7 protein-coding genes are annotated in these 12,751 nt (G+C 56.6%); 2 read left to right on the forward strand and 5 right to left on the reverse strand.

Going from position 1 to position 12,751, the window contains the following annotated elements; all coding sequences use genetic code 11:
* The first annotated feature begins 97 nt into the window (after positions 1 to 97).
* Both J2Y90_RS17990 and J2Y90_RS17995 read left to right on the forward strand, forming a co-directional pair.
* The gene (locus J2Y90_RS17990) at positions 98 to 1,204 is read left to right on the forward strand and encodes a PilT/PilU family type 4a pilus ATPase (RefSeq protein WP_253501304.1); all 1,107 of its coding nucleotides are present in this window, start codon (positions 98 to 100) and stop codon (positions 1,202 to 1,204) included.
* A gap of 146 nt (positions 1,205 to 1,350) precedes the next feature.
* Positions 1,351 to 5,034, forward strand: a complete 3,684-nt coding sequence (locus J2Y90_RS17995; RefSeq protein ID WP_253501306.1) for a hypothetical protein — start codon at positions 1,351 to 1,353, stop codon at positions 5,032 to 5,034.
* A 50-nt stretch (positions 5,035 to 5,084) separates the two neighbouring features.
* On the opposite strand, the gene J2Y90_RS18000 is transcribed toward J2Y90_RS17995, so the two are convergent.
* The 5 genes from J2Y90_RS18000 to J2Y90_RS18020 all read right to left on the reverse strand — a co-directional run bounded on the left by J2Y90_RS18000 (position 5,085) and on the right by J2Y90_RS18020 (position 12,747).
* Positions 5,085 to 7,040, reverse strand: a complete 1,956-nt coding sequence (locus J2Y90_RS18000) for an acetoacetate--CoA ligase (protein ID WP_253501309.1) — start codon at positions 7,038 to 7,040, stop codon at positions 5,085 to 5,087.
* A gap of 136 nt (positions 7,041 to 7,176) precedes the next feature.
* Positions 7,177 to 7,950, reverse strand: coding sequence for a 3-hydroxybutyrate dehydrogenase (hbdH, locus tag J2Y90_RS18005; protein WP_253501312.1), 774 nt, complete (start codon positions 7,948 to 7,950; stop codon positions 7,177 to 7,179).
* Between the two features lie 7 nt (positions 7,951 to 7,957).
* Positions 7,958 to 9,349, reverse strand: coding sequence for a GntP family permease (locus tag J2Y90_RS18010; protein ID WP_065617212.1), 1,392 nt, complete (start codon positions 9,347 to 9,349; stop codon positions 7,958 to 7,960).
* Positions 9,350 to 9,632: 283 nt separating this feature from the next.
* Entirely contained in the window at positions 9,633 to 11,039 is a 1,407-nt protein-coding gene (locus J2Y90_RS18015; protein WP_253501315.1) for a sigma-54 interaction domain-containing protein, read from the reverse strand.
* 133 nt (positions 11,040 to 11,172) lie between these two features.
* Entirely contained in the window at positions 11,173 to 12,747 is a 1,575-nt protein-coding gene (locus tag J2Y90_RS18020) for an ABC transporter ATP-binding protein (protein ID WP_253501317.1), read from the reverse strand.
* Between the last annotated feature and the right edge of the window lie 4 nt (positions 12,748 to 12,751).

The raw sequence follows: 12,751 nt of genomic DNA on the forward strand, positions 1-12,751 counted from the left end.
AGCGTGGTTCGGTGAGACGGGGTCTATCATTGTTGCAGGAGCCGCGCCAAGCGTAGGCCAAATCTGCTCATCCAATGCTTCGCGGGTGCTTTCAGCCATGGAAATCGATGCACTGTTGTCAATATTGTCGCAAAAAAACGGCTCGGATCTGTTCCTCTCCACCGGCGCAGCGCCGAGCGCGCGCATTGACGGGGTGCTGAGGGCGTTGAGCGATCAGCCATTCAAACCCGGCGAAACCGCGGCCATCGCCACCTCCCTGATGGACGCCGAGCAGCGCCGGGAGTTCGACCGGGATCTGGAAATGAACCTGGCAATCTCCCGAACGGGCGTCGGCCGGTTCCGGGTCAACATTTTCAAGCAGCGTAACGATGTGTCGATTGTCATTCGTAACGTCAAACTCGACATTCCTCGATTCGAAGACCTGAAGCTGCCGCCGGTGCTGCTGGAAACCGTGATGCTCAAACGTGGCCTGATTCTCTTTGTCGGCGCGACCAGTTCCGGCAAATCGACCTCGCTGGCAGCACTGATCGACCACCGCAATCGTCACAGTGCCGGGCACATCGTAACCATCGAAGACCCGATCGAATATATCCACCGGCACAAACGTTCAATCGTTAATCAGCGCGAAGTCGGTGTTGACACGCGCAGCTTTCATGCCGCTCTGAAGAATACTTTGCGCCAGGCCCCGGATGTCGTGTTGATCGGCGAAATCCGTGACCGGGAAACCATGGAGCATGCGTTGGCATTTGCCGAAACCGGGCATCTGGTGTTGTCGACATTGCATGCTACCAATGCCAATCAGGCGCTGGATCGAATCCTCAATATGTTCCCGGAAGAGCGGCGACCGCAGTTGTTGCACACCCTTGGCAATAATCTGAAAGCGTTCATCTCACAGCGCTTGGTGCGCACGAATGACGGGCAGCGCAGGGCTGCTGTCGAGGTGTTGCTAGGCACGCCAACAGTGGGAGACCTGATTCGGCGAAACGAGCTGGGAGAACTTAAAAGCGTCATGGAGAAGTCGGAGGGTGCCGGCATGCAAACATTTGACTCCGCCCTTTATAGACTGGTTGTAGAAGGTGCTGTCAGTGTGGATGAGGCAATTAAGTATGCGGATTCTGTGAATAATCTAAGGCTACGAATAAAACTGCATTCAGACGATAGGGTTAAAGATAATCCTTCAGGTGATTGGGGCTTGATTGAGTGAGTGTGCTTTATGTTGGGCTCATTGTTACTCAGTTCGAAATGTATTTTGAAATTTTGTTTAATAACTAACTAGTTGAATGATGTTTTGTTCTGTTTAAGGTTTGAGGCGCCGATTGTGGCGTGAATAAATTTAAATAAGGACAGGACGTGAAGATTAGAAATGGTTTTGCCAGTAGTGCGGTTATGGCTGTGCAGGAGAACAAAATATGCATTGAAGCTGATAAGGTGGAGCGAAAAAAAATATCTTCGGTGCTTTACGCTTTGTATAAAGTACGGCGAAGCGCAGTGTTGATCGATATGGAGTCGATCACTCTGACCCTGCAGGAAGATTCGTCTTTTTATTATGTGCACAAGACTTTCAGCAAAATGCTGGCCGATCTGATCAAGTCTTACCACCGTAATGCGGACGCAATCGTCACCAGCGCCGGACTTGACGTCTGGATCGATAGCGGAAGTGGCGCTGATAGCATTCGACAGAAAATACAGTCTGATCCAGATGCACAAGCGGTTCTGAAAATAATCATGGAGGGCACGGAGCAAACGGGTGGAGCTGTCCGCTCGGTAACGGATGAAGCCAGTTATGCACAATGGCTGCGTTTTCATGGATTGCTCGTCCCGACTGATGTCGAGCAACTGGATTGTCTGCTGACTTTTCTACAATGGGAATTTCGCAGGAGCGACCGTATTGCCAATTACTGGGAGTACATCAACGGTCATGATGGTGGCTCAGCCGCATTGACCGAGGTTCAATGTCGGGGAATTCGTAGGGTGACCGGACAGTTGGTTCCCGAGGGGAAAAGTTTGCTGGGCCTGTTGTTTGAGAACGTCAAGCCTGTTTTACATGACGGTATTGATTGGGAAACTGCCGATGAGGTCCTGCAGGAACTTGTGCATCATGAGTTTTCCTACGATCTGGCGAAGAAATACATTGACGCACTGCAGTGGTGGGGCGCTGCTGCTGGTGAGACGTGTGACGCGCATGACTACGCGCAAATTATCTACACGGCGATTCTTCTTCAACTTGACCAAGGTATTGGCGGCGAAAAACAGCGCAACCTGATCGCTGGCTTTGATCTTTATCATCCAGCTGTTGCCGCTGATAAGAGCCTGGCCAGTATTCGGCAGAGCTTTGAGCAGCACCTTGTCAGCAAAAAAAGTGTTTCCCGCGCATTGGTGCCTTTAGCTTCACATATGCTGTTGTCGGCGGTGGCTCCGGGGCTGCTGATCAATAATGTGCCGACATGGCTTACTGCTGGATCAATCGGATGGGTAACCTTTTCTCAAGCGGTCGGCATGATTGAACTGTGCGTGAGAGGAGCTTCACGCTTCGTGGATTACGATGACGTGATGCTGTTTGCTGACATGGGGGCGGTCAGTAATGCACTGGGCCAACTGCAGGGCTTGGCTGCCGTTGACGTCATCATTGATTGGGCGTTGATAAACGAGGTGATCGCCCAGAGTGATCTGAATACTTCCGTCGCCAATGCCGCCAAGCGTGCGCTGGATGCTTATCAAATACATGTAGAAACGATGGTCAACGGCGTCAAGGCGTTTTCCACACCTGTACCCAATCGGAAGAAGCTCGCGCTGACGGCTTTGGAAGGGGCCTTGCCGGAATGTGATTTCCTCGAGAACCCGCTGCTTCGGCCAGAGACGTTTTCCAATACAAGAGTATCCATGCTGGATTTACACATCGAGGGTGAACTGACTTCGGGCGCATGGGATTGGAATAAAACACCACACATTCTCAGTCAATATCCTCAATTGCTGAGTCTGGCGAATAATCAAAGTGTTTTTGAGGCTGAGGTTCGAAAGTATCACCAGAGCCTGCACAAGGCGATAGCTTCCAATATAAAACTGGCCCTGTCGGGTATGCCCCGCCAGGATCGTGATGTTTTTGCCAAAAGCCGGATAACTTTCTTTACTGTGCGGGCGCCAGTCACTGAAATTGTCTATCCAAATAGCAATTACAACTTGATTGGCGTAGGCAATAAAGGGCCGCAACGTGTCGAGGTGCAAGCGAAGAAAGATCAGGCAAGGGGTCGCTTCGCGGTGATAATGATCGCGACCTACGGTGATAATAAAGTGCTGTGTTATGAATTATTCAGCCTGTTGGGCGAGTGCCGAAGAAATGACGCCCTGGGTGACCTGATTCTGAAAACGCAAAAAATGAAGATGCCAGCCAGGGTGGATTTTAAAGGTAACGGCAATGACGCCTTTTTCCCTCTACCTGAAACCCATAACGTTCCCACTGACTTCCAAAGCTATACGCAGGGTAAACGTCCCCGCCCGGTTGCTTCCGATACCATGGTCATAGAAAAACTCGGTACGCTTGCGCCCCCGACAGCTGCGCCAGATGAAAAACACAGCCTTTATCAGTTTTTTGTCAGCGAACATATAAATAATATCGCGCAATTCGTGGTTACCCATCGACCTGTCGGTAGTGTCGGTGAACTCACGTTGGCGTTTACTGAGCTTACGCCAAGAGAGTCTCTTATCAAGAAGACCGACGAATGGGTGACATTTGTAGTTGATCTGGTTGTGCCTTTCAAACGATGCATTGAAGATATTGCTTCCGGTGAGCGCAACAAAGTGGTGGATGGCATTTATGCTTGCACGATGGATGCTATCGGGATTTTCTTTACTGTATTGGGCGCCCCGGCAAAAATTCTGAAGATTGCAGCAAGAACAGTTTCGCTGACGGCGAAACTCGCCAGCGTCGTGAAATACTCATTGAAGCTGACGGTATCGACGTTAAACCCTATAGATGGTCTACCGACGGCGGGGTACCACGCGGCCAAGTCACTTTGGAAAAGCGGACTTGGATTAAGCAGGCAGGGCGTCAAGCTGCTTGATACGGCTACATCCCAACTGCATCGCTTGACCGGCAGGCGTCAATCCGTGGACTTTCTTCAGTTAGCGAGTCTGCCCCAAACCGGCCAAGGCATATGGAGACCGCGTGCCAGTGCCGCCGATGTGGTTAACGTATGTGCGCTGAACAGAAACAATCAATGGTATGCGATCAGTACTCGCGGTACTCCGTGGGGGGAAAAACTAGCGGACTTCCAGTTCCAGCACGTCTTCACTGTGCCCAGTGTGCGTCCTGAGAGTTATACGCGGCATATCATTCAGAATAGTCTGCCGATTGTGCGGGACAAGGTCGACGCGGCTGTAAAGCTACTCAGTTTGCCAAAGCTCAACCCCAAGACCGATCTTGCCATTGGCTTGTTTTTGGGTAGCACCATTAAAGGGCGTGATGAGCTGGGAACTGTATTGACGGCTGTCCGCTTGAATGTCTACGACACTTCCGTCAGCAATTTCGTGTTGGACAGTGCAAAGGTCGATGATCAAAGCATTCAGGTCAGCCAGACCCAATACAGTGAATGGAAAAAAGCCGGCTTGCACGAGAAGGAAAATTTCCAGTATCTGAGCATCAATAATCAGAATCTCAATCGCCGTTTCAACGCAGCAGGGTTTAATTATGGTGAGGTTGCTGACGATCTCCTTCATGAGATGTTCCGCGCAGGGTCAGGCAAGACTGATTTGGTTGTCGCCAAGGCCAGTATGCAAAACGGAACTGCCGTATTGGATGTGGCACCTTTGCTGAATCTTGCGGCGGGGCGCCTGCCCAAAACGGGCGGAGGGTTTTACAGTGCATCTGAAGCTCGGTCGAATGCCGACTCTTATGCGCTGTTGATTGCTCTGCTGAGTCAGATCGAAACAGATGCCGCTGCGTACTTCAAGAACATCGACATCCTGAAGGCAGCGGTCGCCAGTCACACCGGTCGTACGATAGAGAGTGAAGTTCTCATTGAACTGAACGGTGATTGATTTTTTATCGATACCCTAAACTGGCCTGGGGCAGTGTTGCTTCGCGGCGCTCAGTCGCTGAGCTCACGCCGATTGCGAAACTGTTCCAGCGCTTCCGGATTGGCCAGCGCATCGGTGTTTTCCACCGGCCTTCCATGCACCACATCGCGCACGGCCAGTTCCACGACCTTGCCGCTGATGGTGCGCGGAATGTCCGTCACCGCGATGATCTTCGCCGGTACATGCCTTGGGGTGGTATTGGCGCGGATCATCTGACGGATTCGCTGTTGCAGTGTCTCATCCAGGTCCAGCCCCTCACGCAATCTGACGAACAGCACAACCCGCACATCATCCTGCCATTGCTGCCCGATGGCGACGCTGTCCCGCACCTCCGGGATTTTGTCGACCTGACGATAGATTTCCGCCGTGCCGATGCGCACGCCGCCGGGGTTGAGCACCGCATCCGAGCGCCCGTGAATCATCATCGCGCCATCGAGCAATTGCTCGGCGTAATCCCCTTGCGCCCAGACACCGGGAAACAGGCTGAAGTAGGACTGGCGCAGTTTTGTACCGTCGGGGTCATTCCACAGCCCAATCGGCATCGCCGGGAAGTGCCGGGTGCAAACCAGTTCGCCTTTCTCGCCGATCACCGCTTGGCCGGCGTCATTCCACACTTCAACCGCCATGCCCAGACTCTTGCCCATGATCTCGCCGCGACGTACAGCCGACAGCGGATTGCCATTGACGAAGCACGAGACGATGTCGGTGCCGCCGGACATTGAGGCCAGGCAGACGTCGGTTTTGAAGTCGCGGTAGACGAAGTCATAACTCTGCGGCGACAGCGCCGAGCCCGTGCATAACAGGGTTTTGAGGCTGCTCAGGTCATGGCTTTCGCGGGGTTTGATGCCGCTGCTCTCCAGCGTTGCGAGGTATTTGGGGCTGGTCCCGAACACGCTGATGCGTTCGTCTTCGAGCAGTTCCAGCAAACGCGTTGGGCCCGGATGAAACGGCGAGCCGTCGTACAGCACCACCGCGCTGCCGACGGCCAGTGCCGAGACCAGCCAGTTCCACATCATCCAGCCGCAGGTCGTGTAGTAGAACAAGCGATCACCGGGACCGAGATCGCTGTGCAAGCCGTGTTCCTTGACGTGTTGCAGCAGCACGCCGCCGGTGCTGTGGACGATGCACTTCGGCACGCCGGTGGTGCCGCTGGAGTAGAGCACGTAGAGCGGATGGTTGAACGGCACCGGGGTGAAGTCCGGCTCGCCACCGGGTTGATAGAAGTCGTCCCACAACGTGACTTCAGCGTGGGTTTGATAATCCTCAATGCGGGCTTGCCAATGGGCATACGGCACGATGATCAACTGCTGTAGCGACGGCAGTTGCGCAAAGATTTCGTTGAGCTTGGCGGTCTGATCGAGCGTTTTCCCGGCGTATTGATAACCCGCGCAGGTGAGCAGCAGTTTCGGTTCGATCTGGCCGAAGCGATCGATCACGCCGTGGGTACCAAAGTCTGGTGAAGAGCACGACCAGATCGCACCAAGGCTGGTGGTGGCCAGCATCGCCACCAGTGTCTGCCATGTATTGGGCATGCAGGCTGCCACGCGATCGCCTTGACCAACACCCGCTGCGCGCAGGCTGGCCTGGAATCCGGCGACGTGCTCGGCCAGGTCGGCCCAGGTCAATTGCTCGCGCTGGCCATTTTCCGCCACGGCGACCACCGCCACGGCATCGTCGCGACGGCGCAGCAGGTGTTCGGCGAAGTTCAGCGTTGCGCCGGGGAACCATTCGGCACTGGGCATTTCCGTACCTTCGCGCAAGACGGCGTCGGGCTGGAAGTGAAAACGGATATGGAAAAAATCGACAATGGCCTGCCAGAAGGCCGGACGCTGCTCGATGCTCCATTGGTGCAGGGCAGGGTAGCCATCGAGCTGCAGCGAATGCCGCTGATTGACCTCGCGCCGGAAAGCGTCCATACGCGAACGGGCTATGCGCTGGGCGTCGGGTTGCCAGAGGATGTCGGACATGGGTTGCCTCTTCTTATCTGATTACATATACCCCTGTAGGAGTGAGCCTGCTCGCGATAGCGTACTTACATTCAACCTATATGCGGCTGATATACCGCTATCGCGAGCAGGCTCACTCCTACAGGAGCGGGCAGGATTATTGGGCCAACCATCCGCCATCAATATTCCACGCCGCGCCCCGCACCTGGCTGCCGGCCTCGCTGCACAAAAACAACACCAGCTCACCCAGATGTTCTGGCGTGACAAACTCCAGCGACGGCTGTTTCTCGGCGAGCAGATCATGCTGCGCCTGCTGCGGGTCGACACCCTTGGCCGCGCGATCATCAATCTGCTTCTGCACCAGTGGCGTCAGCACCCAACCCGGACAGATTGCGTTGCACGTGACGTTGCTGGTGGCGGTTTCCAGACCGACCACTTTGGTCAGGCCGATCACGCCATGCTTGGCGGCGACATACGCGGCCTTGCCGGTGGAACCAACCTGGCCATGCACCGAGGCGATATTGATGATCCGCCCCCAGTTTTTCCGGCGCATGCCCGGCAGGCTCAAACGGGTGCTGTGAAACACCGATGACAGGTTGATCGCGATGATCGAATCCCAGCGCTCCACCGGGAACTCTTCCACTGCGGCTATGTGCTGAATGCCGGCGTTGTTGACCAGAATATCGACGCCGCCAAACTCACGCTCGGCGTAAGCGACCATGTCGGCAATCTGCGCCGGGTCGCTGACATCAGCGGGATGATGGCCGACGTTGCCGCCGAACCGGGCGACTTCGGCGATCACGTTGGAGGCGTCGCCAAAGCCGTTGAGAATCAGATTGGCGCCAGCCTTTGCCAGGCTCAGCGCGATGCCCAGGCCGATGCCGCTGGTGGAGCCGGTTACCAGAGCTGTCTTGCCGGAAAGAGTGGTCATGAATACCTCACACAATGCCAGTGGCGTAGAAAGTGCCGATCACCACGAAAACCGCCAGGGTCTTGATCAGCGTAATACAGAAAATGTCTTTATAGGCTTCGCGGTGGGTCAGGCCGGTCACCGCCAACAGCGTGATCACCGCGCCGTTGTGCGGCAGGGTGTCCATGCCGCCACTGGCCATCGCGGCCACGCGGTGCAGCACTTCCAGCGGAATGTTCGCCGCGTGCGCCGCGCTGATGAACTGCTCGGACATCGCCGCCAGCGCAATGCTCATGCCGCCCGAAGCCGAACCGGTGATGCCGGCGAGCAGCGTCACGGTGATCGCTTCGTTGACCAATGGATTGGGGATCTGCTTGAGCCAGTCGGCCAGCACCAGAAAACCGGGCAGCGAGGCGATCACTGCACCAAAGCCGTATTCGGAAGCGGTGTTCATCGCTGCCAGCAACGCACCGCTGACCGCGCTTTTGCTGCCTTCGGCGAGTTTGCTGCGAATCGCCTGGAAGCCAAACGCCAACACCATGAGAATGCCGACCAGCAACGCCGCCTGCACCGCCCAGATCGCCGTGAGCTTGGCGATCTCGGTAGTGACTGGCGCGGCCATGCCCGGCAGCGCGAGGCTGTGGGTCTTGCCATACCACTGCGGAATCCACTGGGTGAACAGCAGGTTCATGATCCCCACTGCCAGCAACGGTGACAGCGCGATCCATGGGTTAGGCAGCTGGAGATCTTCGGCGGTTTCCGGTTCATTGCGCAGTTCGGTGCCATAGCCTTCACCGGCACGCTGCGCCTTGTTGCGCTGGCGCTGCAAAAACAGCATGCCGGCACAGAACACGAAAATCGTACCAATCACACCGAGCCACGGCGCCGCCCATGCGGTGGTGTTGAAGAAGGTGCTGGGGATGATGTTCTGGATCTGCGGCGTGCCAGGCAGGGCGTCCATGGTGAACGAGAACGCGCCGAGGGCGATGGTCGCCGGGATCAAGCGCTTGGGGATGTTGCTCTGGCGGAACATCTCCGCCGCGAACGGATAGACCGCAAACACTACAACGAACAGCGAGACGCCGCCGTAAGTGAGCAGGGCGCAGACCAGCACGATCACCAGCATCGCCTGGCGAGTGCCGAGCAAACGAATCGCGGCGGCGACAATCGAGCGCGAGAAACCCGACAGTTCGATCAGCTTGCCGAATACCGCGCCGAGCAGGAACACCGGAAAGTACAGTTTGATGAACCCGACCATCTTGTCCATGAACACCCCAGTGAACGCGGGCGCGACGGCGGACGGATCGGTAAGCAGGACCGCGCCGAGCGCGGCGATCGGGGCGAAGAGGATAACGCTGTAGCCGCGGTAGGCGGCGAGCATCAGCAGTGTCAGTGCTGCCAAGGCAATGATCACACTCATGGTGTGTCTCTCCAGGATTGTTGTTTTTATGGGTGGAACGGGTGTGGAGAGGCTGTAGCGATTACTGTGCCAAATATCTAACATGTTGATATCTATAGATATTTCATGAAAGAGGGAGATCGTACCGAAAAAGTTGTCTCGTTTGTGAGACCGAAAAGATCGCAGCCTTCGGCAGCTCCTACACAGAAGGTCGTATTTACCCTGTAGGAGCTGCCGAAGGCTGCGATCTTTTGATCTTGAAGAATTTATCTAAAAAAAGAGATCGCTGTCTCTTTAGAGAGACTCAAGCGATTTCCAATGCCACCATTTTTTTGTACAACGTCGACCGCCCCAGCCCCAACCGAAACGCCGCTTCCGGCACATTCCCCGAGCATTGCGCCAGGGTCGACTCGATCAACTGCCGATCAAACCGCGCCCGCGCCTGCGCAAAGGTCTCGCCGACAGGCGCTTGCATGCTCGGGCCGGCCGTCCGCTCAACCGGCGTAAATGCCCCAATCGCCCCGCGAATATCCTGCTCGGTCAGCAGTAAGTCATCACTGAGCAACGCCGCCCGTTCCAGCACATTGCGCAATTCGCGAATGTTGCCGGGCCAGGCATGCTGGCCGAGCAGCGCCAGCGCATCGCGGTGCAATTCATGCTGGCTGCGCAGTTCTTCCAGAATCGCCTCGCTCAGCGCGGGGAGGTCATCAAGACGTTCACGCAGCGGCGGCACCTGGATCGGCAGTACGTTGAGGCGATAGTACAAATCTGCACGGAATTCGCCGCGCTTGATCGCCGCCTGCAGATCCGTCGACGTCGCTGCGATGACCCGTACATCGCTCTGGATCACCTCGTTGGAGCCAACCGGTTCGAACTCTTTTTCCTGCAATACGCGCAGCAACTTGCTTTGCAACGGCAGCGGCATGTCGCCGATTTCGTCGAGAAATAGCGTGCCGCCTTGCGCAATCTGCAGTTTGCCAGTGCGCCCCTTGCGATCGGCACCCGTAAAGGCACCCGGCGCGGTGCCGAAGAACTCGGCTTCCAGCAGGGCCTCGGGAATTGCCGCGCTGTTGATGCTGACGAAGGCTTTGTGCGCACGTGGCGAGGCGCTGTGAATAGCTTGGGCGAGTAATTCTTTGCCGGTGCCGGTTTCCCCCAGCAGCAACACGGGCGAATCAGCGCTGGCACTGCGCCGCGCGCGGCGTTTGACTTCAAGGCTGGCGGCGCTGGTGCCGATGAAATGGGCAAAGTTGTATTTGGTCTGCCGCGCCCGCAGCAGCGAACGGGTCGAGGCCAGTTCTTCCTGCATGCTCAGGTAACGCTTGAGCATCGGCGACAGCGTGCGCAATTCGTCGAACAGGGCGAAGCCAATGGCGCCGATTACGCTGCCGGCATCATCGTGGATCGGCAGGCGCATGACCACCAGCGGCTCCTTGGGCGTGTCCTGCATGTCCAGCAGAATCGGCCGGCCGGTGCGTACCACTTCGCGCAGGAGACTGCCGGGAATCACGCTTTCACAGGGTTTGCCGATAGCGCCAGCGGCTGATTCGAGACCGAAGCGCCGGGCGTAGCGTTCGTTCATCCAGACGATGTTTGCATCGCGATCAACAATCACCGTGCCTTCGCTGGATTGCTCGATGATCTCGAACAGCGAACGGATCGCCAGGGTGCGGACTCGTTGGTAGTCCTTGAGGCTTTCGGTGGTGTTCATGGAGGCTGGTCCTGATTGTTTGTTGCCAGTGACGGCCATTTCGCGAGCAAGCTCGCTCCCACAGGGAAGGCGTTGCAAATGTGGGAGCGAGCTTGCTCGCGAATGCCGCGCCGCGGATAAACAGAAAAAATACTTACCCAGGATGCGCCGCCGCCAACAGCTCTTTGGTGTACGGGTGCTGGGGGTTGTCGAACACCTCATGACTGGCCCCACGCTCGACCACTTTGCCGTCCTTGATCACGATCATGTCATGCGCCAATGCGCGCACCACCGCCAGATCGTGGCTGATGAACAGGTAGGTCAAACCGTGTTTTTCCTGCAGATCACGGAGCAGGGCGACCACCTGTTTCTGCACTGTGCGGTCGAGCGCGGAGGTCGGTTCATCGAGCAGAATCAGCGCGGGCTTGAGCACCAACGCCCGGGCAATGGCTATGCGCTGACGCTGGCCGCCGGAAAATTCATGCGGGTAGCGATCGCGGCTTTCCGGGTCGAGGCCGACTTCCTTGAGCACGCGGATCACTTGCTCATCGCACTCATTGGCTGTCGACTCGCAATGCACTTCCAGACCTTCGCTGATGATCTGTGCCACCGACATGCGCGGGCTGAGGCTGCCGAACGGGTCCTGAAACACCACCTGCATCTGCCTGCGCCACGGTCGCAATCGCTTTTGATCGAGGCTGTCGAGTGCTTCACCCTGGAAGCGGATACTGCCTTTGGAATCGAGCAAACGTAGAATAGCCTGGCCCAGTGTCGACTTGCCTGAACCGGACTCGCCAACAATGCCCAGGGTCTTGCCGCGCTGAATATTCAAGCTGATGCCATCGACCGCGCGCACATATTGCTTGCGTCGCAACAGTCCGCCGCCCACCTGAAAGTCGACGCACAGATCAGCCACTTCCAGCACATTCTCACGCTCGTCTCGAGGCAAGGCTTCGCCTTCAGGTTCGGCGTTTAGCAATACGCAGCTGTAGGGATGTCTGGGTTCGGTGAACAGGGTTTCGCAGGGCGCCTGCTCGACGATCTCTCCAGCCTTCATCACACACACGCGTTGCGCGATGCTGCGCACCAGATTGAGGTCGTGACTGATCAGCAGCAGCGACATGCCGAGGCGTTGTTGCAGGGATTTGAGCAACACAAGGATCTTGCGCTGCACGGTGACGTCCAGTGCTGTCGTTGGCTCGTCGGCGATCAACAACTCCGGTTCGCAGGCCAGCGCCATGGCGATCATCACCCGTTGCCGTTGCCCCCCAGAGAGCTGATGCGGATAAGCCTTCAGCCGCTCCTTCGGCTTCTGAATGCCGACCATTCCGAGCAATTCCAGAATGCGTTGCTGCGCTTGTTTACCGCCAAGACCGCGGTGCAGCAACAGAGTCTCGCCGATCTGTTTTTCGATGGTGTGTAGCGGATTGAGCGAAGTCATCGGCTCCTGAAAGATCATCGCGATGCGATTGCCGCGCAGCTCACGCAAGACTTTCGGGTCAGCGCCGACCAGTTCTTGCCCACGGTAGCGGATGCTGCCACGGGTTTGCGCCTCACTCTCAGGCAGCAGTTGCAGGATCGAATGGGCGGTCACCGATTTACCCGAGCCGGATTCGCCGACCAGTGCCAGGCATTCACCGGGGCGGATATCCAGGCACAAGTCACGCACTACCGCCTGGCCATGGAAGGCGACATTGAGGTTGCGGATTTCAATCAGGTTTTCAGTCATGGTC

This window comes from Pseudomonas koreensis, assembly GCF_024169245.1.
GTDB classification, from domain to species: Bacteria; Pseudomonadota; Gammaproteobacteria; order Pseudomonadales; family Pseudomonadaceae; genus Aquipseudomonas; species Aquipseudomonas koreensis_F.